The organism is Vibrio sp. 10N.247.310.98, from assembly GCF_041467395.1.
GTDB lineage: Bacteria > Pseudomonadota > Gammaproteobacteria > Enterobacterales > Vibrionaceae > Vibrio > Vibrio crassostreae_C.
In genome coordinates this window covers 1-26,904 of record NZ_JBFSUL010000023.1, presented here as the reverse complement: position 1 = coordinate 26,904, position 26,904 = coordinate 1, and the positions used below count along the sequence as shown (strand labels likewise).

General features: G+C 44.4%; 18 protein-coding genes and 1 riboswitch. Of the genes, 7 read left to right on the top strand and 11 right to left on the bottom strand.

Features of this window, described 5'->3' with window-relative positions; genetic code table 11:
- Window positions 1–75: 75 nt before the first annotated feature.
- The 5 genes from fdhF to cmoM form a co-directional block, all read right to left on the bottom strand.
- Entirely contained in the window at window positions 76–4,305 is a 4,230-nt protein-coding gene (fdhF, locus tag AB6E78_RS11315) for a formate dehydrogenase subunit alpha (protein ID WP_372133576.1), read from the bottom strand.
- A gap of 333 nt (window positions 4,306–4,638) precedes the next feature.
- Window positions 4,639–9,099, bottom strand: coding sequence for a chromosome partition protein MukB (gene mukB / locus AB6E78_RS11310; RefSeq protein WP_372133578.1), 4,461 nt, complete (start codon window positions 9,097–9,099; stop codon window positions 4,639–4,641).
- A complete protein-coding gene (gene mukE, locus AB6E78_RS11305; RefSeq protein ID WP_017062090.1) occupies window positions 9,096–9,902 on the bottom strand; it encodes a chromosome partition protein MukE in 807 nt (268 codons plus the stop codon). The genes mukB and mukE overlap by 4 nt, the downstream gene beginning before the upstream one ends.
- A complete protein-coding gene (gene mukF / locus AB6E78_RS11300) occupies window positions 9,883–11,220 on the bottom strand; it encodes a chromosome partition protein MukF (RefSeq protein ID WP_372073341.1) in 1,338 nt (445 codons plus the stop codon). Before mukF ends, mukE begins: the two co-directional genes overlap by 20 nt.
- Window positions 11,221–11,345: 125 nt before the next feature.
- A complete protein-coding gene (gene cmoM / locus AB6E78_RS11295) occupies window positions 11,346–12,131 on the bottom strand; it encodes a tRNA uridine 5-oxyacetic acid(34) methyltransferase CmoM (RefSeq protein ID WP_108093788.1) in 786 nt (261 codons plus the stop codon).
- 115 nt (window positions 12,132–12,246) lie between these two features.
- Here cmoM and elyC point away from each other — a divergent pair, with 115 nt between their 5' ends.
- Window positions 12,247–13,098 carry an envelope biogenesis factor ElyC gene (gene elyC, locus AB6E78_RS11290; RefSeq protein WP_372073344.1) on the top strand — a complete coding sequence of 284 codons (852 nt, stop codon included), beginning with the start codon at window positions 12,247–12,249 and terminating at the stop codon, window positions 13,096–13,098.
- Window positions 13,099–13,262: 164 nt separating this feature from the next.
- On the opposite strand, the gene torR is transcribed toward elyC, so the two are convergent.
- Window positions 13,263–13,976 carry a two-component system response regulator TorR gene (gene torR, locus AB6E78_RS11285; RefSeq protein WP_372073345.1) on the bottom strand — a complete coding sequence of 238 codons (714 nt, stop codon included), beginning with the start codon at window positions 13,974–13,976 and terminating at the stop codon, window positions 13,263–13,265.
- A 285-nt stretch (window positions 13,977–14,261) separates the two neighbouring features.
- Here torR and torD point away from each other — a divergent pair, with 285 nt between their 5' ends.
- The 3 genes from torD to AB6E78_RS11270 all read left to right on the top strand — a co-directional run bounded on the left by torD (window position 14,262) and on the right by AB6E78_RS11270 (window position 17,204).
- Window positions 14,262–14,909 carry a molecular chaperone TorD gene (torD, locus tag AB6E78_RS11280; protein ID WP_372073347.1) on the top strand — a complete coding sequence of 216 codons (648 nt, stop codon included), beginning with the start codon at window positions 14,262–14,264 and terminating at the stop codon, window positions 14,907–14,909.
- A 316-nt stretch (window positions 14,910–15,225) separates the two neighbouring features.
- Window positions 15,226–16,230, top strand: a complete 1,005-nt coding sequence (gene purR, locus AB6E78_RS11275; RefSeq protein WP_017063507.1) for an HTH-type transcriptional repressor PurR — start codon at window positions 15,226–15,228, stop codon at window positions 16,228–16,230.
- 170 nt (window positions 16,231–16,400) lie between these two features.
- A riboswitch (cyclic di-GMP riboswitch) is annotated at window positions 16,401–16,486 on the top strand.
- Between the two features lie 127 nt (window positions 16,487–16,613).
- Window positions 16,614–17,204: a TfoX/Sxy family DNA transformation protein gene (locus AB6E78_RS11270; protein ID WP_004736448.1), complete on the top strand. Its 591-nt coding sequence runs from the start codon at window positions 16,614–16,616 to the stop codon at window positions 17,202–17,204.
- A gap of 97 nt (window positions 17,205–17,301) precedes the next feature.
- On the opposite strand, the gene AB6E78_RS11265 is transcribed toward AB6E78_RS11270, so the two are convergent.
- The gene (locus AB6E78_RS11265; protein WP_017067843.1) at window positions 17,302–17,661 is read right to left on the bottom strand and encodes a DUF3316 domain-containing protein; all 360 of its coding nucleotides are present in this window, start codon (window positions 17,659–17,661) and stop codon (window positions 17,302–17,304) included.
- A gap of 379 nt (window positions 17,662–18,040) precedes the next feature.
- On the opposite strand from AB6E78_RS11265, the gene AB6E78_RS11260 reads away from it, so the two are divergent.
- Together AB6E78_RS11260 and AB6E78_RS11255 are read left to right on the top strand one after the other, a co-directional pair.
- The gene (locus tag AB6E78_RS11260; protein WP_017062098.1) at window positions 18,041–18,721 is read left to right on the top strand and encodes a TVP38/TMEM64 family protein; all 681 of its coding nucleotides are present in this window, start codon (window positions 18,041–18,043) and stop codon (window positions 18,719–18,721) included.
- 64 nt (window positions 18,722–18,785) lie between these two features.
- Complete coding sequence (locus tag AB6E78_RS11255) at window positions 18,786–19,103, top strand: DUF2007 domain-containing protein (RefSeq protein WP_017062099.1); 318 nt, start codon at window positions 18,786–18,788, stop codon at window positions 19,101–19,103.
- 131 nt (window positions 19,104–19,234) lie between these two features.
- Here the strand turns inward: AB6E78_RS11255 and AB6E78_RS11250 are convergent, their stop codons facing one another.
- The 4 genes from AB6E78_RS11250 to topA form a co-directional block, all read right to left on the bottom strand.
- Window positions 19,235–20,032: an alpha/beta fold hydrolase gene (locus tag AB6E78_RS11250; RefSeq protein ID WP_017062100.1), complete on the bottom strand. Its 798-nt coding sequence runs from the start codon at window positions 20,030–20,032 to the stop codon at window positions 19,235–19,237.
- 285 nt (window positions 20,033–20,317) lie between these two features.
- Window positions 20,318–21,772, bottom strand: coding sequence for a glycogen synthase GlgA (gene glgA / locus AB6E78_RS11245; RefSeq protein ID WP_372112218.1), 1,455 nt, complete (start codon window positions 21,770–21,772; stop codon window positions 20,318–20,320).
- Window positions 21,762–22,991, bottom strand: a complete 1,230-nt coding sequence (gene glgC, locus AB6E78_RS11240) for a glucose-1-phosphate adenylyltransferase (RefSeq protein ID WP_080582251.1) — start codon at window positions 22,989–22,991, stop codon at window positions 21,762–21,764. Before glgC ends, glgA begins: the two co-directional genes overlap by 11 nt.
- Window positions 22,992–23,516: 525 nt before the next feature.
- Window positions 23,517–26,147, bottom strand: coding sequence for a type I DNA topoisomerase (topA, locus tag AB6E78_RS11235; RefSeq protein WP_136982376.1), 2,631 nt, complete (start codon window positions 26,145–26,147; stop codon window positions 23,517–23,519).
- Window positions 26,148–26,586: 439 nt separating this feature from the next.
- Here topA and AB6E78_RS11230 point away from each other — a divergent pair, with 439 nt between their 5' ends.
- Entirely contained in the window at window positions 26,587–26,832 is a 246-nt protein-coding gene (locus AB6E78_RS11230; RefSeq protein ID WP_017062104.1) for a YciN family protein, read from the top strand.
- Window positions 26,833–26,904 lie beyond the last annotated feature (72 nt).

Here is a 26,904-nt window from a genome sequence, read left to right as displayed (position 1 = left end):
CTCGATAAAAAGGCCGCATAACTCTGAGAGTTACGCGGCTTTTTAATGCCAGCCGTCTTCACCGAGCTAATATGATTAAGCCTCTGTTACTTCACTCTCAGGCTCACGAATAGGATCAATACGCACAGCCGCCACCTTAAATTCAGGGATCTTCGCGTGTGGATCAGTCGCTGTGGTAGTCAAACGGTTAACTGGTGATTCAACAAAATGGAATGGAATAAATACCACACCCTTTTGCATTCGTTTAGTCACAAAGGCCGCGATTTCGATTTCACCACGACGTGTTGAGACCTTAAGCATCTGACCATTCCGGATACCTAGCGCTTCAGCATCATGAACACTCACCATGGCACGCGGCCCTGCTAAGTTATCCAACCCTTTTGTTTTACGTGTCATGGTTCCGGTGTGGAACTGTTCTAGAATACGGCCTGTCGTTAATACTAACGGGTATTCCGCATCCGGTAGCTCAGCAGCGTATCTAAACGGAATCGCCTCCATTTGACCACGCCCACGCGTAAATTGGGTCTGGTGCATGATACGTGTGCCATCAGGGTTGTTCTTATTACTTGGCCATTGCACGCCGTTCACCGTAATGTTCTCCCAACGTAAACCACCATACTGTGGCGTGACACGCGCTATCTCATTGGTGATATCAGCAACCGAGTCATATTCCCAATTGCCGCCCATCGCATTAGCCAACATTTGGATAATCACCCAATCTTCTTTCGCTTCACCTGGAGGCAATACCGCCGGGTTAATACGCTGAACACGACGCTCGGTATTAGTAAAATGACCAGACTTCTCAGCAAACGAGCAAGACGGTAGCACCACATCGGCATATTGAGCGGTTTCGGTTAGGAAAATATCTTGAACCACGAGGAAATCTAACGCTTCAAGACCTTCAATCACATGCGCTTGGTTCGGGTCACTCAGCACTGGGTTCTCGCCCATTACGTACAGACCACGAACATCTCGATGACACGCTCCATCAATAATTTCGGTCAACGTTAAGCCTGTTTCAGCCGGTAGGTCAGAAACACCCCACTCCATCGCGAATTTTTGACGAACCATTGGGTTGTACACTTTCTGATAACCCGGAAGGTTATTTGGCAATGCGCCCATGTCACACGCACCCTGAACATTGGATTGACCACGTAATGGGTTGATACCGCCGCCTTCAATTCCGATATTGCCACACAAGAGCTGTAGGTTAGCGATTGATCGAACGTTATCGTGACCAGTGGTATGTTGCGTAATGCCCATCGAGTAGTACACCGCTGTACGCTCTGCAGTACCAATCAATCGCGCCATTGCGAAGATGTCTTCCGCTTTAACGCCAGTTACCAGCTCCACTTTGTCTAGTGAATAACTTGGTGACATTACCTCTTGAAGCAAGGTATCAAAGCCATCCACACGGTCTTCGATATACTCTTGGTCGTACCAACCGTGTTTGATGATTTGCTGCATCACACCATTGATCAACATTACATCAGTACCCGGTCGGTGCGCTAAATAAAGTTCAGCATGGTCAGCAATATCGATTCGTTTTGGATCGGCAACGATCAATCTCGCTCCACCATGTCTCACAGCTTGCTTGATATGCGAGCCAATAATTGGGTGTGCTGACGTGGTGTCGGAGCCAATAATAAAGATCACATCTGAGTGCTTGATGCTTGGAATATCATTGGTCATCGCCCCGCTACCTAGCGAAGCCTCTAAACCAGTAACAGTAGATGCGTGACAAAGGCGCGCACAGTGATCGACGTTATTGGTACCGAGTTCACGACGTATGAATTTTTGGAAGGCATAGTTATCTTCATTGGTGGTTTTCGCCGACGAGAACCCCGCTAAAGCGTTACTGCCAAAGCCTTGCTTAATCGCAGTAAACTTCTCGGCAATAAGCTTAACTGCCTCATCCCAACTTGCAGGTTGCAACCAGCCATCTTTACGAATTAATGGTGTGGTTAAACGCGCATCGCTGCCCACAAAATCGAAGCCAAATCGTCCCTTAACACACAACATGCCTTCATTAACCGGAGAGTCTCCGCCTTCGATATAGCGGATTTTGTTTTTCTGCTCATCGATATGCATGGTTAGCTTGCAGCCGACACCGCAATAGGTGCAGATGGTATCGACTTTCTTGAGTACGTCTGTGTCTCCCTGCTTTCTGTCGCGAGCATCCACCATTGCACCGGTTGGACACACCTGAATACACGATCCACATTGAACGCAGTTTGAGTCGCCCATTAAGGTCTTATCTGCCCCAAAGTTAGGGCGACATTCAGGTCTTGATGCAGGTTTGCCATCCGATTGATTCATGAAGCTTAGAACGCCATGAACATTCTGTTCTCGACATGCTTGAATACACTGGCCACAACTGATACAGCGGTTGGCGTCAAAGATAATGAACTCAGAACTGTCATCGACCGAAAATTTTTGCCTTGTTAACCCGACCTTCGCTTCTTCAGCACGAATCGCCTGCCAACTCTCATTCGAAGCCACATCGATTTTGTACTCTGGATGCGTTTGCGTTGCTTTGTATTCGGTCGAGTAGTCTCGTAGGTCGCAATCAGTATTGGCTTGGCAGCCACACTCTAGACATCTTGCAGCTTCCGCTATTGCATCAGCATTATCAAACCCTGTTTCTACTTCATCAAAGCTTTGTTCACGCTGCTCGGGCGTTAGTTCTGGCATGATCTTACGAGCCATACGTTGTATCGACTGGTATTGCTCAGGATCCACCGCTTTGAGCTGTTTGTGTTTTCTTGAGTTAAACGGTTTGGCCGGAATATTTTCCATATCACCATGGAAGAAGCGATCGATCGCTTGTGCAGCAATACGCCCATCCCCAACCGCTTCGACTGCAGTTGCAGGGCCGCGTCGGAAATCACCAATACTGAAAATATTTCCGGTTCCGGTATGCATGGTTTGTGGATCAGCATCTGCGGTATTCCAACGAGTAAGAGGAATATCAATTGCTTCATTGTCCATAAAACTCAGATCAGGCTTTTGTGACACGGCAGCAATAACCGTATCAAACGCTTCAACAAAGAACTCGCCCGTTGGTTTAGGGCTGCGACGACCTGAAGCATCAGCCGGACCCAAAGCCATACGCTCTAATCGTATTTCTGATACATGACCATTTTCATCGGCTATGTTTGCTGCCGGGTTGGTTAAGAAATGGAACTTCACACCTTCATGCTCAGCTTCTTCGATTTCGTAATCTTCTGCTGGCATCTCATCTCGAGTACGACGATAAATCAGCGTAGTATCCGCGCCATCACGAACTGCGGTTCGAGCACAGTCAATCGCTGTATTACCGCCACCGATCACGGCAACCTTTTTACCAGTGACGTACTGCTGATCGGTCACGTAATCTTTCAGATAATCGACACCCAAATAACAACCTCCGAGTTCGCTACCCGGGTAATTCATCTCGACCGCTTGCGATGCACCAACGGCTAAACAAACCGCATCAAAATCGTTACTTAAATCAGACAGTGTAAAATCAACACCGAGTTTTTTACCGCACTCAACCACCATTCCGTTGCGACACATCAACTCGATTTCTTTATCTAGAATCGACTTAGGTAAGCGATATTCAGGGATACCGTAACGCAGCCAACCACCCGCTTGCGGCATCGACTCATAGACACTGACATCATAGCCTTCGTTAGATAGGTAATAACCCGCCGTAAGCCCACCGGGGCCACTACCGACAATTGCAATACTCTTGCCTTTATTCGGTTTCTTAGCTGGCATGTAGCTCTCTTGAGTCGCTAAATCCGCGTCGGCAGCGTGTCGTTTGAGTTGGCGAATCGCAATGGATTCATCAACCAAGTTACGACGACATTCGGTTTCACAGAAAGCAGGACACACACGACCAATTGAAAGCGGCATTGGTAATGTCTTTTTGATCACTTCAATCGCTTTGATGTGATCATTTTGAGCAATATGGTGCAGGTAAGATTGGATGTCGACCCCAGCAGGACAGGCTGTTTGGCATGGCGCCTCACAGTCAGCGTAATGATCGGTCATAATGCGATTCAACGCTTCTTGTCGATGATTCGTTAACTGTTTTGACTGAGTGGTAATATTCAACCCATTAGACACTTCAAGCTCACAAGAGCGAGTAACACCAACGCCATCAACTTCAACGACACACAAATCACACGGCACTTTATCCGCTGTTTTGTTCAAACCACATAAAGATGGGATTTCCAAACCACATGTTTTTGCCGCTTCAAGAACGGTTTGTCCTTGCTCGACGATTCGATATTTCCCATCAATCACGATTTGAATCATACCTAAGTCCTACCTTTACCTTTCGCACACGCGAGTTATCAACAATTAAAATTTAAGTAATACAATATTATTAATATTATTAAATCTATGTCATTACCATACATTATTTGTGGTTTTGTGCGTGTGACCTCAAACAAGTTCCATTGATAATAACCACAAGGTATGAGTGGTCTTATCAGTATCGATAAAAGAATTAGGCGAGAGGAGTTCAGTTGAGGAAATTAGATTCAAGATACAAAAAAGCCCCTATTGATTAGGGACTTTGTACAAATATCATTGAGTCGCTTTCGAGCTTATAACTCAGTTATCAAGCTTATTGCTCGGCTATCAAGGTTATTGCTCAGCTTCTTCAATAAGCTCTTGAACTGGGGATGCCGGTTTGTTTTGAGCAAAACCGCGCAGGCCAACAACATGTACGTGCTCGTGATCTTTAAAGACCTTACGAACCAGTTTGTAGGTTGTGCCTTTCTCAGGGCTAATGTTCTCTGGTGCTGCAATCAAAAGTTGCATACCTAAACGGTCACACAGTTCGAACAAGGTAGAGATAGATTTCGCATCCAGACGAGCTGCTTCATCAAGGAACAACAAACGACATGGAACGATGTCTTTGCTACGAAGTCGACGAGACTCTTCTTCCCAGCTCTGAACAACCATCAGTAGGATAGACTGACCAGTACCGATCGCTTCACCCGTAGACAGTGCGCCCGATTCCGCTTGTAACCAACCGTCTGAACCACGGTTAACTTCAACACTTAATTCTAGGTAGTTGCGGTAATCCAGTAGCTCTTCACCTAGAACTTGTGGAGAACGTTGACCCATATCGATATGTGGGTTAACACGTTGGAACAACTTCGCCATCGCTTCTGAGAAGGTAAAGCGTGTTGATTCAAACAAGTCTTTGTGTTGCTCTTGCTGAGTCGCTAGCCCTGATAGCAAGATCTCGTGGCTTTCACGAATCTTAACGTTCAGACGTACGCCCTTAACCTGACCAAAGTAGATGTTCGACAGCCCTTGGTTCAGCATTCGAATACGGTTCTGCTCGCGCTGAATCGTTTTCTTGATGATGCTTGCTACCGACTCAGAGCTGATCGCCAAGCGGTTTTCACGCTGCGTCAGTTCTTCTGTTAGTCGAGCTAGCTCCACTTCCATCTCTTCGATTGCTTCAACCGGATCATCCGTATGAATGATGTCTTGGCGAATACGTTCGCGAAGGTGTTGATAAACCGCAATGTAGAACAGAACCTTACGCTCTGGATGTGCGTTGTCTTCAGATAGACGCAGCGAATCACGTAGGTCGTCATTGTCAGCTACAGCTAGACGTAAAGCACCCAGTGATTTATCCGACATAGAACGAAGCTCGCCCGCCGTTAGGTAAGCCAGTTCACGCTTATGAAGACGACGTTCAACATCATTTTCACGAGCTAAGCGAAGTACTGAACACCAGCCTGCTTTTGCTGCAACAACGAAAGTACGAAGCTCTGTGTACTCTTTCTGAACTTTCTTAAGACGCTTAGCCAAGGCTTTCATCTCAAGTTCTGTTGACGTAATCGTTCGCTCGTATTCGCTCTTACGGCTGCGAGATGTGTGCAGACGTTCTTGAAGTTCATCACGACGACGTACAGCACGCTCTTCAGCGCCTTCGTCAGCGTTTACGCCGAACTCTTGTAGCTCTTGTTTGAACTCTTGAACCGTCTCTTGCTTCGCTTGATGTGAGCTCTTCAGTGCCGCCAATACTTGGTTGTATTGGTTCATCTGTTCGCGAGCTTGCTTCAAGCCATCGCGGCCTTTGGTTCTTGCTTGTTCAGCTTGAACCAACTTCGCTTTCAGTTGCTCGCTCAGTTCACTGCTCTTGTTAAGCAAATCAACAGAATCCGCGTAAGCAAAGTAGTGACGACGCTCAATCAGATCAGACAGTGCGAACACTTTGCCTTTTAGCGTTTGTAGAGCGCTGTCGGCTTGACGATACTCGGCCTCCAAAGCTTCGAACTGCTCTGGGTCAGCGTCTAGTGCAGATACGATTTGCTCTAGAGAAGTAAGCGATTTGCCGTGCTTATTCAAGTAAGACTTAGCTTCACTTAAACGCTCTAGTTGCGCTTCTAATTCAGCTAAGCGCTCAGCCAATGTTTCGTCTTCTAAAATACGAACCATAGGTGCTAATTTATCTAGCGCACCAAGTGCCTGCTTGCTTTGTAGAAGCTGACTGCGTTGCTGCTGCTCTTTAGAGTTAAGCTCAGCCAGAGAACGAACAATTTGATTACGCTTATCACGAATCGCAGCAAGTGCTTGCTCTGGGTCTGCGTTAAACGCAACGTGCAGGTGCTTCGCAACAAAGCTGTTGAATGCTTGGTATAGGCGATTCAGTTTTTGAGAGTCAAACGCTGCCTTCGCGTGGTTTTCAACCACAACGTCACGCTCTTCGCGCAATTTCTCTAGACGTTGTTCACGAGCCGCACGGCCAAACAGTGGGATCTCAGGGAAACGAGAGTAACGCATTTGGCGATCGTTCAGCTGAACACACACTGCGCCTTCAAGCTCATCGGCATTGAATGAACTGTCATCAAACGCGTCGACATCGCCTTCTAGGATGTAAAGGTCTTCTGGACAATCATCAAGATCCACCAGCTTCTCTTTAATACCATCAAGATCAGAAACCACAATTGCGTGACGAGCCGGGCCGTACATCGCACTGAAGTACGGCGCATCACCAATAGTGATATCATCGTAGATCTCAGAAAGCAGCACGCCACCAAGCGTATCCGCTAGGCCTTTGAGGCGAGGATCGTTAGAACCACCTGGAGACGCTAAACGCTCAATTTCGTGCTCAAGTTCAGCTCGGCGCGTAGCCAACTGATCTTTTGCTACCGCTTGAGATTTCTCATCTTCAAGCACTTGTTGCATTTGAGTCATCACCGCTTGGCTATCTTCTAGCTCAGCGTCGGTTTGATCTCTTAATGCTTCAAGCGCATCGTTTGCCGTGATCCATGCTGGAGCAATAGACTCAAGTTTTTGAATCTCTTGATCGTGGTTTTGTTGTACACGACGTTGCTCACTCTTCGCTTCACGCAGCTCTTCTTGAGCGTACTCAAGAGACTCGATCTGCATAGCATGACGTTCACGTTCTTCATCGAAAACCGCTTCGTCAGTCAGTGAGATGTTGTGTTGCTTTTGGTATTCAGTCGCAAGCTCTTTTGCTTGACGCTGCTGAGCCACATCACGAGCCATATCGCGGTGCTGAGCACGCCACTGCTGTTCATTTTCAACAACGTGTTTTGCGTTACGGCCTTTTTCTAAAGCTTGCTTAGCGCTTTGAGACGCTTCTTTACGCTCAACGTCACCCACAATACTTTTAACAAGAGCGAGCGCTTTGTCGAACTGCGCAGAAGCAGCAGAAGACATGTCTAGTTTATGTTTAGTAGACAGCAGCGTTTGAGTGCTTGATTCTTCTTGTGCTTTTAGCTCTGAAACCAGAGTTAGTGCGCTTTCTGCCGTAATAGATTCATCACCAAGCAACTGCTTAGTTTTCTCTAATGCTTGAACCGCTTGCTGGTATTGAAGTGCACGCGTTTGTTGAACATCCAACGCTTGTTGGTAGTCAGCAAGCTGAGTTTTCAGGCTATCCACTTCTTCTTCAGTGATGGTTGCCTGCTCTTCGGCAAGAAGTACTCGCTCTTGAGCTTCTTCAACCACCATCATTTGCTCTTCTAGACGCTCGTTAAGCTCTTCTAGATCTTCGCTGTAGCGGGCAATTTTCTCTTGCTGACGAAGTGCAGTTTGAACCAACTGAAGATGATCCGATGCCGCTTGGTAATCTTGCTCTAGTGCCGATTCTTGATCGACAAGTAGTTCTAGTTCTTCTTGAACGCGATTCAACAAATTGTTTTGATCAAGCAAGGTTTCACGAGAACCGAACAGTTCACCACGGAACTTCATGGTTTGATCTAACTTGTTACGACGATCGTTTGCATGGCGCATGTAATCTGCAGCCACGTAGTTCGTAGATTCAGTGATCAAGTGCTTGAACAGGTCACGATCCGACTGAGTCGTCTTGATCGCTTCTAGCGTCATGCGGTTTTCACGTAGTGCTGATTCCATGTCTTGGAATGCTTTCTTCACACCACCGTTTTGCGGTAGAAGGTAATCACGCAGAGAGCGCGTAATTGCACTTGAGATACCACCGTAAAGTGATGCTTCAATTAAGCGGTAGAACTTAGAACGGTCGCTGCTGTTACGCAGTTTCTTCGGTACCACACCGTATTCAAACATCTGTGAGTGGTAATCAACAATCGAAGAGAAGGCTTTAAAATGCGCGCCTTCGTATTGTGCAACCGCCGCTTTCACGTCGTTCAACTGACATACGCGAGCGTGGCTGTCTGAAACGTTCTGAATCAACACATCCGTTGGTTTCACATGGCTTGGAAGGCCTTGAATAACGAACGGTTTGATGTCGACTTTCTTATCACGACCCGCAACTTGCTGCAGTTTTACTGCAAACAATAGACGTTGATTACGAGAGTTCACAACATCTAGCGCGGCATAACATGCGCCTGGCTGAAGCTTACCGTAAAGGCCTTTATCACGAGATGACTGCGAGCTACCCGCTTCCGTTGTGTTACGGAAATGCAGAAGGCTTTGGTCAGGGATCAGTGCTGTGATGAATGCCGCCATTGTGGTCGACTTACCCGCACCGTTACCGCCAGAAAGCGTTGTAACCAATCCATCAATATCAAAAGTACGCGCAAAGAAGCCGTTCCAGTTGACCATGGTTAATGATTGATACTTACCTCTTTCAATCATGCTTCACCTTCTACTTTTGTTTGTTCGCCATCGTTTGACTCAAGGTCAAAGTCAGCTTGATCGTTAAAAATGTCTTGTTGACCGTTTTCGTTTACGTCTGCAACTACTTCTGATACAGCTTCCGCTTGTTCTTCATTCAACAAGCTACCTTGGTTAGGCTCTTGGGTATGCACCACAGCTTCACCATCACGGATAAGACGTAATTGCGCTTCTTTCATATCGTCACCAACACGAACGTCAGCGCCAAAGCGGAATACCGCTTCGCTGATACGGAACTTGCCCGTTTCACCAATCGCAATCAGCATGCCGATACGGCGTAAACGACGCAGAGAAGTACGAACTTTTTCGAACAGCTTTTCTTTATCTAAGTCAGAACCAGATGCACGGTTGGTTGCTAGCTTCATGAGTTTTTTCTCATCCGCTAACGACATCAATTCATCAAACAGTTCTTGATTGGTGAAGATACCTTCATGAGCCAGACGTTCTGGGCTTAGGTATAAGAAACACAACACCTTGCCAACCAACATGTCGAGCTCAGACAACACACTACGACCAATCAGAGACGTAGAACGCGGACGCAAGTAAAAGAAACCTTCCGGCGCTTTTACCAGTTCCGTATTGTAGCGTTGATAGAAATGCTGAAGCTCAACTTCAAAATCAGACAGCAACGCGTGGTTATCTAGATCTTCTGTTGAAACATGCTTGCCTGAACGCAGCATGCTATCTAGCGCAGGGAACAGTGGGTTCGCTATCGCTTTTACCAGTTTCTCTGGCATGTAATCATCAGTACTTGTTAATGACATTTGCTTGTACCTTTGCACCGAAATCGTTGATTGCCTGCCAATCTGGCTGAATAGCCTGATAGTCAGACTCTGAGTAACCTAAGCGTACGGCTTGGTCGACAACAATTCTGGCTAAATCAAAATGGTGTGTGCGAGGGTGTGCAGCGAGGTAATCGCGTAACACAAGGCCAAGATCAATTGGCGCGCCTTGCTGTTTGTGAGCTTTTAACATCTCTGCAATTCGATCTGAAAGCAGGTCATTCACTTGCTCAAATTCTTCGTACTCTACGTCGATTGGTGCTTGTCCCATCACTTCGTCATCACGAAGCATAAGCGCTTCATCACGAAGATCCGTCAGCTTCTCTGCATCGGCGTAAGTCAAAAGCCAAGGCGCATCAAAGTAGTCGGTAACCGACTGACGCAAGCGTTGGCTAAAGGCACGGTTTTTATCCATATCAATCGCGGTACGAATAAACTTGTGAACATGGCGGTCGTAGCCGATCCATAAATCGATGGCTTGTTGACCCCAACTGGTGATTCGGTCTAGCTTCATCTGCAAGCCGAACAGGGTTTCGCCAACGAATTCGAGTTCATCGTCACCGTAAACAATTTCTTGAATATCGAGGATCTGTGTTTGCAGTTCATCACCCGCCGCTTGCAAGGTGTCTTGCAATTCTTTCAGCGTGGAAGAGGTTTCTGAAAGCAAGGTTTCACAGTTGTTAATCGCCTCTCGCCAATCCTTGTTTAAAAGGTCGGCAATTTGCTGTTTAACGGTTTGCTGCTGCTCATCCATAACACGTTGGTTAAGATCAATCTGATCGAAAATTTCACCAACAGAATACTTGAGCACGCCGTAAACATTCTTTCTCCAATGTCCTGGAGTTCCGCCTTTTTGTGCTGCTTCAATGGCTTTTGCCATCTCGTCCGCAACCATAGAAAGCTGGATAGACAGTTTTAACTTAGAGAACTGACGGTGGCGTAAGTAATAATCTGAAATACCAATCGCCAATGGTGATAAGCGATAAATACTCGCACCATCGGTGATTTCGCTGGTAAAGCGGCTAATCAACTTCTGTTTAACTAACTCGTTGATGGCATTGTTGGCACGAAACGCGGACGCTTCGCCAGTATCTTCAAACAGTCGAGTGACGATGGTAAATGCATCGTGCAGTTCACCCTCGCCCAACTCTTCATCGAACCTTTCATTGCTTAGTACTGCGATAGCGATCAAAAATGCTAAGCGCTCTGGTGGCAAGTTTAATGAAAAATCATGCTGCTTGACCCAGCCCACCAACTCATCAATTGGCTGCTCTTCGGCAGTTTGAGTCATTTCACTCATTGTGGTTCCTGTTACTGTTCTTCGTCATATCGAATGTATTAGATATGACGCCTATTTCTTTATGACGCGGGCTTCTTACGATTGCATAGCGCATGTTGTGGCTTCTTTTACCACATTCACCGCTGTTATTGCGCAGGTTTTTGAGCCCAAACGTGAATATAACGGCCTAGTGACAGATATGGCTCTTGGCGACATAGCTGTTTTTCTAGTTCCAATACATCTTCAAATTGGTAATCGCCCATGTACTCCATATTACCTATGTAGTCACTGAAAGAACGAATGCCTGATTTACCACAGATTTCTAGACCGGCGTCTTCTATCCATTGGTAAACCTCTTCTGGCTTCAAGCCTTTTTGTGGTTGCAGCTTAAACCGTTTTCGATGTGGCATCCCATTCAATACATGAGGAATGTTGCCACAAATCACATTTTTCAGGACTAATCCGTGGTGGTTGTAAAACATTATCGAAGCAACGCCACCGGGTTTTACTTGCTCCAACAATAAATCAAGCGCCTCTTTAGGATCGGCTAACCATTCCATTACCGCATGAAACATCACAAAATCGACTTTTTCATCGAGATGTTCTACGACTTTTTGTACCGGAGAATGGATGAATCGATACTGTTCTAACAAACCCGCTTCGTTGATACTTTCTTGTGCAAGCTTAAGCATCTCAGAAGAGAGATCACACAAAGAGACGTTATGCCCTAACGCCGCAATTTTTTGCGACATCTGTGCAAGACCGCCTCCCGCATCAAGCACATGCAGAGGCGAAGCTGAATGGTCAAATTTGCTCAAAGCTTGTTCTAAATCTTCCCATACGATGATCTGACGGATCTCTCCTTTGTCAGAGCCGTAAATATTTTTTGCAAATTTGTGGGCAATATCGTCGAAATTACGGTCTTCAGTCACGGCTACTTGAGTTATTATGTCCTATCGTGCCTGCTATTCTGTCACAGGAATTTCAGGAATAAAGAGGCGATGTCTCTTTTTACTACTAAGTGATGTTTTTTCGGACTATTCGGATATGTTTGAGCTGAAAAAAGTAGTGTCTTCGCTATTGATGCCACTGCCAGCAATGTTAATTCTCGCTTTTCTGGGTTTAGCCCTAGTGATGTTTACTACCAAAAGGAAGACTGGTTGCCTAATCACCCTCTCAGCCCTATGTGGTATTTTCCTAATCGCTTTCCAGCCAGTTTCTAGTCAACTTTTAATGCCAATGGAAAGGCAACACACCGCATTTTTACCTGTCGATGAAACCGTCGATTACGTGATGGTTCTTGGAAGTGGTCACGTCGTAGACGACCAAATTCCACCGACATCAGAACTTAGCCGCACCGGCCTGATGCGTTTAAGTGAAGGGATTCGTATTCTACGCCTCTACCCTGGTGCAAAACTCATTTTGTCTGGCTATGGCGCAGGCACTGAAGTAAGTAACGCAAGAATGATGGCTAAAGTGGCTTTAGCACTTGGCGTAGCAAAGCCCGACATCATTCTGCTTGAAACCGCAAAAGACACCTGGGAAGAAGCTCGCCAAGCCGCTGCGTTCGTTAAGAATAAAAGAATGGTGTTGGTGACTTCAGCGAGCCATATGACTCGCGCACTGAACGAATTCAATTCAGCTGGCATGAAACCACTACCTGCACCAACCAACTACCTTGCACAAGAAGGTATTGTTGAGCCGTGGGAAAAGTACATGCCGAAAGCGCTATACCTTGAGCAGACTGAGCGTTACTGGCACGAAACCATGGGATTGGTTTGGCAAAGCCTGCGTGATTGGCTAGATACAAGCAATGACATTGTTGAAGAGCCTGTTATTCCAGAAGCTTCCAGCTTAATTGAAGATGACGGTGACGTTTCTGCGGCCCAGCCTCAGTAACCCTATTGAATCTTTAAACTCATATGAGCAGACGAGTCGCCAAATATTTATAGATTTTCTGGTCGTTAACAATAAAAGCTAAGTAATAAAAAAGCCGAGACATCAATGATGTCTCGGCTTTTTACGTTTAAATGTCGTTGTTGATTAATCACTCCCAAAGGAAATCAATCACCAGCGAACATGTAACCTTCACCGTGAACCGTCACAAAAATTTGTGGGTTCTTAGGATCAAACTCCATTTTTGCACGCATACGACGAATCAATACGTCGATAGTACGGTCATTAGGCGCGTCCACTCGGTGGCTAATCATATTCAAAATACGTTCGCGGCTTAATACTTGGTTAGGGTAAGAAGACAAAGCCACTAGCAGTTCGTATTCTGCTTTGGTCAGTTTCACTGGTTCGCCGTTCTTGCTTAACGCACGACGAGGGATATCAAATGTCCACTCACCAAAACGAACCACAGACTCATCTGATGTTTCTTCTACAGCGCCCGCTGCTGTTTTACGAGCAGCAGAGATACGCCAAAGTAGGTTTTTAACTCGAACTAATAACTCGCGAAGTTCGAAGGGTTTAGTAACGTAATCGTCAGCGCCCATTTCAAGGCCTACGATCTTGTCGATGCTATCCGTGCGTCCAGTAACTAAAATAATTCCAATGTCTGATTGACTGCGTAATTCGCGAGTTAGCATCAATCCATCTTCGCCTGGTAAGTTGATGTCCAGCATAATGAGGTCAACGTTGTTTTCTTCTAACACGTTTCTCATTTGAGCGCCGCTTTCTGCTTCGCCCACTGTGTAACCCTCGTTCTGGAAGTATCCAACCAGTTTACTGCGGGTTACCACATCATCTTCTACGACTAATACGTGATAGCTCATCTACACCACTTTTCTTATTTAATAGTTTCAGTGACTATTCTATTCATAACTAGTAACAATTCTAGTGGTACAGAAGATAAAAGCCAGAAACATGGATTTTTTTTGATACAAGACAATCTTAAACCTTGCTATTTATCGTCCATCGCAATTCAATATAGGCATTACTACTAACGAGTAACTTTGCGTTTCGCAAATAACCTTGTTATTCAGCCTTGGTGTGCTTATGCCCAAGTGACTTCAAGATGCATATAAGCAACATCACAAGACTAAGTCAGGATCTAACAAATGAAAGATACGAAAGCGTTCAACGAGCAAAGAGCAGAAATATACTGGTGGCTATCAAGCTTATTTGCCAAAGAGCTCACTCAAGAAGAACTCGATCACTACCACTCTATTGAAATTCGTTCTTTCCTAACTGGTTTAGGCGAAAATGAGACACTAAAGCCAGCGATTGATAAGTTAGTGGATGCGCTGAACCGCCTACAAACTCGTGAAGATGCTCAGCTAGAACTGTCTGCAGACTTTTGCGATCTTTTCTTAAAGACAGATAAGCACGGCGCTCTTCCTTACGCTTCAATGTATATCGGCGAAACTGGCCTTTTGAATGATAAGCCAGCAAAAGATATGGAAGAGATCATGGCTAAGCACAACTTAGTTGTGAACCAAGATCTAAAAGAGCCAGCAGACCACATTGCTATCGAACTCGATTTCCTTGGTAACTTGATCATTCGTTCAAACGAAACGAATATTGAAGAAGAACTAGAGAATTCATTTGCCGCTCAACAGCAGTTTATCGAACAACAACTGCTGACTTGGTTACCAAAGTTCAACGTGAAATGTCATGACGTTGATGAATTCGGTTTCTACGCCTCCGTCTCATCGTTGCTACTCGCATTCTGTCAATTAGACACTCAATATTTAGCTGGTGAATAGCTTATTGGATGACTCGTTAAATAAATTCAGAAGAATGTGACAATTCACCCGGATTTCCGGGTGAATTTTATTGCGAGTAATTTCTAGTCAGTCTAAAATTGTGACCGCAAACGATAAAATATGAAACATTCACGAAATGCTATGCTTATTATAGTTTTGAGCATTTCGGTGTTAAGACAAGCCGCTCAATAGCGGTTTTTTGTTTTTTAGCACTTTTAGTACCCAAAGAGCCCTACAAATTTAAGCTCTTAGTTAGGTAGCTTAACGGCTACTTTATTCCGTACTTTGGGAAAGTAGCTTCTAATAGGATAAAACCATGGCCACTATAAAAGATGTCGCTCGCTTAGCCGGCGTATCAACAACAACCGTTTCTCACGTAATCAATAAAACTCGCTTTGTTGCAGAAGCAACGCAAGAAAAAGTAAACAAAGCCGTAGATGAACTGAACTATGCACCAAGTGCTGTTGCTCGTAGCTTGAAGTGTAATACAACACGCACCATCGGCATGCTAGTGACTCAATCAACTAATCTATTCTTCTCTGAAGTTATCGATGGTGTTGAGAGCTACTGCTACCGTCAAGGTTACACTTTGATCCTGTGTAATACGGGCGGTATCTATGAGAAGCAACGTGACTACATTCGAATGCTTGCAGAGAAACGTGTAGATGGCATCTTAGTTATGTGTTCTGACCTAACTGAAGAACTAAGAGAGATGTTAGACCGTCACGCTGACATCCCTAAAGTTATTATGGACTGGGGCCCAGAGAGTTCTCAAGCTGATAAGATCATCGATAACTCTGAAGAAGGTGGCTACCTAGCGACCAAATACCTTATTGAACGCGGTCACTCTAAGATTGCATGTTTAAGTGGCCACTTAGACAAAGCAGCATGTGTTGAACGTATTGCCGGTTACAAGCGCGCACTTAACGAAGCTAAAATTTCTGCCGATGACAATATGATCATCGAAGGCAACTTCGAGTGTGATACGGCTGTTCTTGCTGCAGAACAAATCGTTGAGATGGAAGATCGTCCAACGGCGGTATTCTGCTTTAACGACACAATGGCACTCGGCTTAATGAGCCGACTGCAAGAAAAAGGCATCCGCATTCCTGAAGATATCTCAGTGATCGGTTACGACAACATCGAACTCGCTGAATACTTCTCTCCGCCGTTAACGACAGTTCACCAACCAAAACGTCGTGTTGGTAAGAATGCATTCGAAATTCTATTGGAGCGCATCAAAGACAAAGACCACGAAAAACGCGTCTTCGAAATGCACCCTGAAATTGTTGAACGAAGTACAGTTAAGACGTTAAATTAATTGATAATTCGAGTTTAATTTCATCAAGCGCACCTTTCGGTGCGCTTTTTTTATCAGCAACTATAATGAACCCAGATGCACAACGGAAAGATCATTAATTGAAGCAGTATCACATTTTGAAATATCAAGTGTGAGCTTCATCCAACAAAAACTTTATTCTATTCAATCAGTCACGCACAGGGCAAACCACTCGAAAGAGTGAGACGCAAAGCTTCCGGCCTAAACCACTCGTTGGTATGGTAGCGGGGTTACCGATGGCAAAATGCAGTAACTACTAATAATTTAGTAATTTACGGCTTATTGACAATTTAATTGCAACATTTTGCTAATCTCTCGGACCTGCTTATTTGGTGGCGTAGTTCAAATACACCGAGATAAATAACATGGATAAACCGATACTAAAGGATTCAATGAAATTATTTGAATCCCTAGGAAAAATAAAATCACGCTCGATGTTTGGTGGCTTCGGTCTTTTTGCTGATGACACTATGTTTGCTCTGGTTGTAAATGACCAGTTGCACATACGAGCAGACAAATGCACAACGAAACAATTCGAACAACAAGGGTTTCAACCGTACGTCTACAAAAAACGTGGTTTCCCTGTCGTTACTAAATATTTCGCTTTACCTGAAGGCCTCTGGCAAGACCAAGAGAAAATCTTGCAGCTTGCAACCACGTCTCTAGGTTTTGCTAAAGAAGAAAAAGCTGAGCAGTCTTCTGCTAAGCCGACCCGACTCAAAGATCTGCCTAATCTTCGACTCGCTACCGAGCGTATGTTGAAAAAGGCAGGGATCGATTCTGTAGAACGTTTATATGAATCTGGCTCTGTAAACGCATTTAACGCCATCAAAGAATCGCATGCGTCTTCCGTCAGTATTGAACTACTTTGGGCGCTAGAAGGCGCGATCAATGGTACACATTGGTCTGTTATACCGCAGCAACGTCGCGAAGAGCTTATCAATCGCGTCAATTAACATTGTCAGTGCAATCTATATACATAACTAAGCCGCATTTACTGCGGCTTTTTTTATGTCGACAAAACTAGTCTTATGTATAGCTGAACCACTGAGTTCAAAAAGATGGACGGTAATAGTATTTGTAATCCACTTTAACCATCGGAATGAAGTTAATTTCTCCAGAGGAATCCATTATTTCTTTTACTTTGATGGTACCGTTTTTGATTTCAAACGAGCGTACATCTACTTTTTCAGAGGCTTGCGGTAAGATTTTGCTCAATTCATATGAGCGCTTACTGTTTATATCCATCCAGATTTTTTTTCCAGATTCGTAAGCCTGTGATTGGCTCGCCACTACATCGCCTTTAAATACTTTAGACTCAACAGCCGCACGGTGATAGACGCCCGATCCCATGGCTTGGAAAGAGAATAGGCCCGTTGTAGCAATAACCGTAATCATTGATAATAATTTCATAGCTAGCTCCTTAGTTGTCTGCCTGAATAATTATCTAAAACAATCTTCATGCCACGATTGTTACGTATATAGAACGAGCCAAGACCAAAACTCTTTCAAATTTTTGTTACTTTTTACGTGGTACAAATTATCGCTAATAAAATAATGCATACAAAACAAGTCCCTAGCAGAGAGTCACAACCTTCTAATCAACGAATCTTTTTCCACCTCTATTCCGCCAATACTTGTCGCTAACATAAGACTAAGCAATTAGGCTAGCTTTTTGCCCCCGATCCATCGTCTAGAACAAATAGTTTTTTATTAACTGGTGAAAGTTAATCTATGCTTTGCCTGTCTATCTATACTATCGGTATGCATTGAAAATTTAGAGGAAGTATCAATGAGTAAGAAAATGATATTGGGTATTGTGTTGGTCATAACCATCGTGCTGTTAGGCATCAATTTCGGCCAATACTTAACGCTTGAAAATGCTAAGGCCCAACAAGCTGTGTTAAATGACTACATTGACAGCAACTTTATTGCGGCTGCCGCTATCTATTTTGTCGCGTATGTCATGATTACGGCTTTCTCCATTCCTGGTGCCGCTGTTGTAACCTTATTAGGGGCCGCGCTATTTGGCTTCTGGAACAGCTTGCTACTGGTATCTTTCGCAAGTGCGATCGGTGCGACCTTAGCTTTCTTAAGTAGCCGTTACCTGTTGCGTGACTGGATTCAAACCAAGTTTGGTGACAAATTGGCGACGATTAACAAGGGGGTTGAAAAAGACGGCGCATTTTACCTGTTTTCTCTGCGTCTGATTCCTGTATTCCCATTTTTCCTTATCAACCTATTGATGGGTCTAACACCGATGTCAGTGAGTCGTTACTACATTACGAGTCAAATCGGGATGTTACCGGGGACGGCGGTTTTCTTGAATGCTGGTACTCAGCTCGCAGAAATTGATTCACTTTCGGGCATCGTCTCCCCTTCAGTACTATTGTCATTTGCATTATTGGGGATATTCCCAATAGTGGCTAAATGGTTGATGGGTAAGTTTCGCTCAGCACCCGTAGCTGAATAATGTATATAGCAGAATAGTTTATAATATCTAAACAACACAGATAGCCGAATAAGGTTCTATTTCAATGAAAATCTTCAGTGCATCGAATCCGACAGAAGCTCATATCATCTGTGGATTGTTAGAAAGCGAGAATATTGCCTGTGAAGTCCGTGGTGAGGGGTTGTTCGGATTAAAGGGGGAAATCCCATTCACTGAAGAAACTGACCCTTACGTATGGTTATATGAGCCAGAATTGGCCAGTAAAGCTCGCATGCTCGTCAATGACTACCAAAAGCAGCAAGATTCGATCATCTATGAAGAGTGGCGTTGTGGTGAGTGTCATGAAGTCAACGAAGCGCAATTCGGCTCTTGCTGGCAGTGCGGTGCTGCCTCACCTGAATAGCAGGGTTTCAGTGACCTGATAGAACGATTCGGTCAGATACCTCCTCCAATTAAAAACGGGAAGCTAAAGTTAGCTTCCCGTTTTTATTTCAATTCGATTAACTCATCATCTTTGATTTCACGCCTAGAAAATCACTGAATTTGTTTTTGAATAAACGCAATCGAACGCTGATTAAACTCTTCAGGGTTTTCCACGTTACACACGTGTCCACAATTCGGGATTTCTACTAGCTCACTCGATTCATGCGCTGCAACCATTTCTTTTACAGGCTTAATAAACATGTAGTCACGTTCACCCATCAAATAAAGAGTCGGTATTGGTAGCTCTCTATCTTTAAAATATTTCATCAAGGGGTTTACATCAGCCGTTAAGATAAACCAGCGTTTAAATTCTTTCTGGCACAGTTTTTTGGCTTCGCGGATAAAAAGGTGACGAGACTCTTTTTGGCTTTTTTGTGGCATCACAACATAAGCAAAAAGGCTGTATAACCACATGTAAGGAATGATGTGCTTGCTGAGGTTACCCAACTTGATTAACACTTGAGAGCGAGTGTTTAGCTTGGTGACAGCGCCACCCAGTACCATTGAACGTACACGGCCAGCCGCCAGTTCGGCAACGTTACGCACAATAATCGTGCCCAAAGACATGCCAACGAAATGTGCAGAACGGATCTTAAGATGGTCTAACACTTTAAGAATATCAAGCGTCACCGATTTGAACGTATAACGATTCGAAATCAGCCCTTTAAGTATATTGTCTGATTTACCGTGCCCTCTCAGATCAATGAGAAGTAAGTTGAAATGCTGTTTATACGCTTTGATCTGCTTGAACCAGATGGAGGAACTGCCTCCTGCGCCATGCACAAATACAACCCACTCATCGCTCGTAGGGTGAGTAAATGTTTTATGAAATAGTAAACTCTCAGACATACCTATCGCTTTAATTATTGGAATGGAGCTATGCCTCATCACGAGGCGATGACTAAGGATACCACGCTATTAAGAACTTTAAGTGATAATAGTGTCAAACCTATCATTAGTCATGTGAATACCTACCTCACCTTTTCTACCTGACAAAAATGAGTTTGCAAGCTTTGTCTTCGTAAACGTGATGTGCTCTGACCAGGAAACAAAAAGGCACTCAACAATTAGAGCGCCTTCATTTATTACGAGCTGTTGTTGCCCGCCCGCTAATTTTAAAGCTAAGTCAACAAGTTAAAATGCTGAATGATACATAGCTAGGTATTCTTTAGCCGCATCTTCCCAACTAAAATCTTGCTGCATCGCATAAAGCTGAGCACGCTTAATTTCAGATGGGTTTTGTGCATAAAGCAGTAATGAACGATGTAACACAGCCAATAACGCCTGCGGTGTTGGCTCTTCAAAAGCAAACCCAGTCGCGACTTCAGGATCTTCATCGTAATCATTCACGCTGTCTTTTAAACCTCCCACAGAACGAACAATCGGCAAAGTACCGTAAGCCATGCTGTAGATTTGGTTTAAGCCACACGGTTCAAATTCCGAAGGCATCAAGAAGAAATCAGAGCCTGCTTCAACCAAATGCGCAAGTTCATTATTGTACGCTTCTACGAACGAGAACTTATCTGAGTGAAGCGCTGATAGCTCTTTCAATTGACTCGCCAAAACCGGATCGCCAGTACCGACAATCACGATCTGAAGATCATTTTTCAAAAACTGTTCGATGATAGGCAGTAAGTAATGAACACCTTTTTGATTCGTCAAGCGACAAACCATGCCATAAACCGCGCAATCGGCAACGGGTAAACCTACATCTTGTTGCAGTTTTTGCTTACAAGCTGATTTTCCGCGAGCCATGCTGTGCTTGGTCGCTTTGTATTTACGAGGAAGGAAAGCATCAGTTTCCGGATTCCAAGCCCCATAATCACACCCATTCAAAATGCCGAACAGATCAGCCGATCTGTGTTGGAATTCTGCAGCCATACCGTGGCTACCTAATTCCGTTTTCAACTCTTCTGCATAGGTAGGACTTACTGCGTTCACTTTATCCGCGCACATCACACCAGCTCTTAGCATAGTGACATGAGTGTCACTCACTGAAGCTTCAGGCGCATGGTAACTGTGCATCTCTGGCAGGAATTGAAGTTCATCGTATGCGAACACACCTTTGAAAACCGCATTGTGAATCGAGATAACACTGCGCGTATTTTCAAAGAAATCGTGTTGTTGATAACGCGATTTAAGCAAGAAAGGAACGAAACCAGTATGCCAGTCATTTGCATGAATGATATCCGGTTGAAGACCAAGCTTAGGAAGCATATCAAGACAGGCTGCACTAAAAAACGAGAAGCGCTCTCCGTTATCAGCATAAGCTTGATTGTTTTCTGCGTACATTTCCGGGCGGTCGAAATACTTGGCACATTCGATACCAAAAACTGGAACGCCTTCTACGCTCAGTTTTTTAACTTGATAAGCCGTATGAGGCCAATGATCGAGTTCAGTCGATAAAATAACTTCTGCTGAATCAATGTTTGGAATGTTTCTATATGCGGGGATAGTCACTCGAACGTCCTGTTCGAGTGTTTGCAACGCTTTCGGCAGTGCCTTGGCTACATCAGCCAAGCCACCACTTTTAATCAAGCCTTCAACTTCAGACGCTACAAAAAGTACCGAGAGAGTCTTAGTAACCAACTCGTGCTCCTTTAGAAATCACTACGACACCATCGTCAGATACGTGGTAATGCTTTTTGTCTTCTGTCAGATTTACACCAATCTGTGTACCCGGTGCGATATCTGCGTCTTTATCAATGATAACGCGGCGCAAGATACAACCCTCACCCACTTTTACATCACCGAGTAAGATGCTTTCGCTAATATCACACGCTGATGCGATATTGCTGCGGAAGCCCAGTACACTCTTTTCAATACGCGAACCACGTACATAACTACCGCTACACACAAGGCTATCAATGATCTGAATTCGACCATTTGCCGAATCAGTAAACGTAGCTGGTGGTAGTGGCGGGTAATAAGTGTGTAGAGGCCATTTACGGTTGTATAGCGAGAATGGCGCATCTTTCTTAAGAAGGTCCATGTGCGCTTGCCAGTACGCGTCAATCGTACCTACATCGCGCCAGTAAACTTCTTCTTTCTCACCAGTAATACGGTTGGTGCTGAAATCATAAACAAACACATCACCACGCGGGAACATGTTTGGAATAATATCTTTGCCGAAATCGTGTGTCGAACCTTCTCTATCAGCATCTTCCGTTAGTTCAGCAAAAAGCTCTTTCGCTTCGAACACGTAGTTGCCCATTGAAACGAGCGCTGATTCTGGATCGCCCGGGATCGACTTCGGATTTGCAGGTTTCTCTTCAAAGCCAATCATACGGCCGTCAGCATCAACCTCAATAACACCGAATTCTGATGCTTCAGCAAGCGGCATGCGCAATGCTGATACTGTTAGAGCCGCTTTCTTCTCTTTATGGAAATCAAGCATCTGTTTGATGTCCATCTTATAGATATGGTCTGAACCAAAAATACATACTTGATCAGGTTCTTCCAACTCCATAAAGCCCATGTTTTGGTAGATAGCATCTGCTGTGCCTTCATACCAACGCTTTCCTTTACGCATTTGCGCAGGAATTGGGTCGATAAAACGGTCTGTTATACCACTGATATTCCAGCCTTTTTTCATATGGTGGAACAGTGACTGTGACTTAAATTGTGTTAATACGTAGATCTTCATTAGATCAGCATTAACGAAGTTGTTCAAAGCGAAATCAATTAAGCGGTAACTACCACCGAAAGGAACCGAGGGTTTGCTGCGAGATTCAGTTAAAGGTCTTAAGCGAGAGCCTTCACCACCAGCAAGAATCATTCCCAATACACCAGCCATTTTATTCTCCATATATCTATAGCTTGTCGATGTTAGTACTCGTAGAGGTATCTTCCTCTGGGGGATGAGCACCAACACTTATTTCGGTATTTAGCGAATATCCATTCACATACAGTGACAATATCCTAAGCCAAACGTTGTTATGTGTGCACTATTCTTTGCACTTGGTTTTATATACGTTATCGACTTTTCGGCCGAATTCAATTTTTAATACGCCATTCTGTGGTACGTAAGCTGATTGCTTTCCTAAGACTTAAAGCAGCTCACACTACACCGTCCAGACGAAACATTACATTAACACCCGACACACATCAGGTATACAACTAAACGCTGATCTGTGAGTTACAATATTTTAATTAAGTTACATTCTCGTTAAAGTTGCATAAGAAGATATGATTAATTACCGCCATTAATTTCGCGGTGTGAATTTAATAAATTCCGGCCGACGAAATACTAATTCAACAAGTTGCATAGTTAGTCATATTGAGATCAAAAAAAAAGCAGCCATTAGGCTGCTTTTTCATCAATAACGTTCAGTTACTTCTCTTTAGGCTTTTTACGCTTATCCGTAACTTCCCACTTACCGTCGATGTACAACGCAGTCCAACCGGACGGTTTTCCATCTACTTCAGTACGAACGTAGTTTTCTTTAGTCTTACGACTAAAACGAACCACTGTCGGCTTACCATCAGGGTCAGCAACTGGCGCTGATGCTAGGTATTGGAACTTAGGTGAGATACGGTCTTTAAAACGAACCAGCTCTTCCACTAATGGTGCACGTGTTTCACGTGATTTAGGGAAGTTGCTCGCAGCCATAAATAGACCAGAAGCACCATCACGAAGAACAAAGTACGCGTCTGAATTTTCACACGGAAGTTCAGGGAAATGCACCGGGTCTTCTTTTGGTGGCGCAACTTCGCCATTTTTCAGAATCTTACGAGTGTTCTTACAATCTTCACTCGTACAGTCCATGTATTTACCAAAACGACCGTTCTTCAGAACCATGTCAGAACCACACTTGTCACACTCAACAAGTGGACCATCGTAGCCTTTCACTTTAAATTCGCCGTGCTCAACCACATAACCTTCACAGTTCGGGTTGTTACCACATACGTGCATCTTACGCTTATCATCGATTAGATAGGCATCCATTGCCGTTTCACAAATAGGACAACGCTTTTTAGCTCGAAGTGCTGCTGTTTCAACGTCTTCTTCAAGCACGTTGATAATGCCTTCTTCATCACCAAGGTTGATTGTTGTCTTACAACGCTCTTTTGGTGGAAGTGCATAGCCAGAACAGCCAAGGAATACGCCTGTCGAAGCAGTACGGATACCCATCTTACGACCACAAGTCGGACACTCGATATCAGTTTCTACGATGTGGTTTGGCTTCATGCCACCCGCATCTTCGTCTAAGTCTGCTTTTTCCAAATCGCCAGTAAAGTCTTCGAAGAAGTTATCTAGCACGCCTTTCCAGCTTGCTTCGCCTTCTGCGATTTGGTCCAACTTCTGCTCCATACGAGCAGTGAAGTCGTAGTTCATTAGGTCATTGAAGCTGCCATCTAGACGGTCAGTAACAATTTCACCCATCTTCTCAGCATAGAAACGACGCTGTTCAACTTTTACATAACCGCGATCTTGAATCGTTGAGATGATTGATGCGTATGTTGAAGGACGACCAATACCACGCTTCTCAAGCTCTTTAACTAGCGCCGCTTCAGTGAAACGAGCCGGTGGCTTAGTGAAGTGCTGTTTAGGGTCTAGCGCAATCAGATCAAGCTTATCGCCGATCTGTACTGCTGGAAGGATCGTATCTTCGTTCTTGCCCATTGGACGCTGAACACGAGTCCAACCATCAAATTTAAGGATACGACCTTTCGCTTTCAACGTGTACTCATCTGCTTTAACGCTTACTGTCGTTGAATCGTATTGAGCTGGCGTCATTTGACACGCTACGAATTGATTCCAAATTAGCGAGTAAAGCTTGTGTGCGTCTGCGTCTACGCCGTTTAGATCTTCCGACTTAACATCTACACTTGAAGGACGAATCGCTTCGTGGGCCTCTTGAGCGCCCTCTTTGCTGCCGTATGCAAGAGCTTTAGGTGGAAGGTATTGCGCGCCGTACTCAGAACCAATGTATTCACGAGCGGCTTCTACAGCTTCTGAACTCAAGTTGGTTGAATCAGTACGCATATAAGTGATGTAACCCGCTTCATACAGGCGTTGAGCCAGCATCATGGTTTTCTTTACGCCATAACCAAGACGCGTACTCGCCGCTTGTTGCAGCGTCGACGTGATGTAAGGTGCAGACGGCTTACTCTTTGTTGGGCGGTCTTCACGTTTACATACTTCGTATTGCGCTTTTTCTAAAACGCTAACAGCAGCTTGTGTTTGCGCTTCATTTTCAGGTTTAAACGCAACACCGTCTTTCTGTGCAACTTGCAGTCTAAAGTCGGTTTTCTCTGCTGTTTTAGTATCAGCATGCACATCCCAGAACTCTTCAGGGATAAAGGCGTTGATCTCGCGCTCACGCTCTACCAGTAGTTTTACCGCTACTGATTGAACACGGCCAGCGGACAGGCCTCGTGCTACTTTTTTCCAAAGCAGAGGTGACACCATAAAGCCAACAACACGGTCCATAAAACGTCGTGCTTGTTGTGCGTTTACGCCATCAATATTTAGCTCACCTGGCGTTTCGAAAGCTTGTTGAATAGCATTCTTGGTGATTTCGTTAAAAACCACTCGCTTGTATCGCGTTTCATCGCCACCGATGATCTCACGAAGGTGCCATGCGATAGCTTCTCCTTCGCGGTCCAAATCGGTTGCGAGATAAACATGGTCTGCGTTCTCAGCCAGTTTTTGCAATTCAGCGACGACTTTCTCTTTACCAGGTAGGATTTGGTAGTTCGCTTCCCACTCTTTATACGGGTTGATACCCATCTTTTTGATAAGAGCTTTGCGATCTTTTTCTTTCTTGATACGAGCTTTGTCTTCTGGGCTCATACCCTTGGTTGAAACTGCAGCAGCCTTTTGACCAGTACTTTGACCTGCCGTTGGTAAATCACGTACGTGACCTACACTCGACTTAACGACAAAGTCTTTGCCAAGATATTTATTGATAGTTTTAGCCTTGGCTGGCGACTCCACTATAACGAGCGATTTACCCATATTGACTCTAACGTCCTTAATCACGATGCTTCAGCACCAACAATTTAGCTTGTGGGCTTTTACGCATGATATTCTAAATTCATTGCTTCTTTTTTTACTATTGTGCGAGATTACTAGAAGATCAACCGCTTTTTTCAAAATTGGATCTGATCGCTCGACAATTCGACGACTCATAGATAAAAGGGTCACAATATAAAGAAGCTATAAAGTACTCACTAAGAATACTTGCAAGAGCCTATTCATCAGGCATTACGTCTAAACGGGCTCATACTAAGCTTGTCCGCGAATCTAACGCGAGCCCCATTCAATTATTTTTGCCGTAAATCACAAAATAAATTGTGGATGTTTGAAAAGACTCTCTTAATCGGTTGTGAAATCATTGAATTTCTAGTTCGACACCATAAACTCAACGTTATATTCAGTTATCAGAGATAAACTCATGACAAAGAAAGTAATAGCAGAATTTGATTTACTGCTTATCGCAAACCAAATTATCCAATCACATGATGACTACATTGAAGGCATGCGCGCAAACAGCGTAGTAGAAAAAGACGATGTACTCGTCTTCAAAGGTGAATACTTCTTAGACAGCAATGGAATGCCGACCGAGAATACAACCGCGGTATTTAACATGTTTAAATACTTAGCGCACCACCTTTCGAAAGAATTTACAATTCAGCAATAATTAAAAAGCTTGCCACTTTGAACTGACCCCCAATAGTTGGACACCAATTATTGGGGGTCTTTTTATGTCCAA

Bases quoted from the DNA above. Each gene is read 5' to 3' on its own strand.
- fdhF (WP_372133576.1), bottom strand. From the start codon at position 4,305: ATGATTCAAATCGTGATTGATGGGAAATATCGAATCGTCGAGCAAGGA.
- mukB (WP_372133578.1), bottom strand. From the start codon at position 9,099: ATGATTGAAAGAGGTAAGTATCAATCATTAACCATGGTCAACTGGAAC.
- glgC (WP_080582251.1), bottom strand. From the start codon at position 22,991: ATGGAGAATAAAATGGCTGGTGTATTGGGAATGATTCTTGCTGGTGGT.
- mukF (WP_372073341.1), bottom strand. From the start codon at position 11,220: ATGAGTGAAATGACTCAAACTGCCGAAGAGCAGCCAATTGATGAGTTG.
- AB6E78_RS11260 (WP_017062098.1), top strand. From the start codon at position 18,041: ATGAGTAAGAAAATGATATTGGGTATTGTGTTGGTCATAACCATCGTG.
- AB6E78_RS11270 (WP_004736448.1), top strand. From the start codon at position 16,614: ATGGATAAACCGATACTAAAGGATTCAATGAAATTATTTGAATCCCTA.
- AB6E78_RS11230 (WP_017062104.1), top strand. From the start codon at position 26,587: ATGACAAAGAAAGTAATAGCAGAATTTGATTTACTGCTTATCGCAAAC.
- AB6E78_RS11250 (WP_017062100.1), bottom strand. From the start codon at position 20,032: ATGTCTGAGAGTTTACTATTTCATAAAACATTTACTCACCCTACGAGC.
- purR (WP_017063507.1), top strand. From the start codon at position 15,226: ATGGCCACTATAAAAGATGTCGCTCGCTTAGCCGGCGTATCAACAACA.
- AB6E78_RS11265 (WP_017067843.1), bottom strand. From the start codon at position 17,661: ATGAAATTATTATCAATGATTACGGTTATTGCTACAACGGGCCTATTC.
- AB6E78_RS11255 (WP_017062099.1), top strand. From the start codon at position 18,786: ATGAAAATCTTCAGTGCATCGAATCCGACAGAAGCTCATATCATCTGT.
- elyC (WP_372073344.1), top strand. From the start codon at position 12,247: ATGTTTGAGCTGAAAAAAGTAGTGTCTTCGCTATTGATGCCACTGCCA.
- mukE (WP_017062090.1), bottom strand. From the start codon at position 9,902: ATGTCATTAACAAGTACTGATGATTACATGCCAGAGAAACTGGTAAAA.
- topA (WP_136982376.1), bottom strand. From the start codon at position 26,147: ATGGGTAAATCGCTCGTTATAGTGGAGTCGCCAGCCAAGGCTAAAACT.
- torR (WP_372073345.1), bottom strand. From the start codon at position 13,976: ATGAGCTATCACGTATTAGTCGTAGAAGATGATGTGGTAACCCGCAGT.
- torD (WP_372073347.1), top strand. From the start codon at position 14,262: ATGAAAGATACGAAAGCGTTCAACGAGCAAAGAGCAGAAATATACTGG.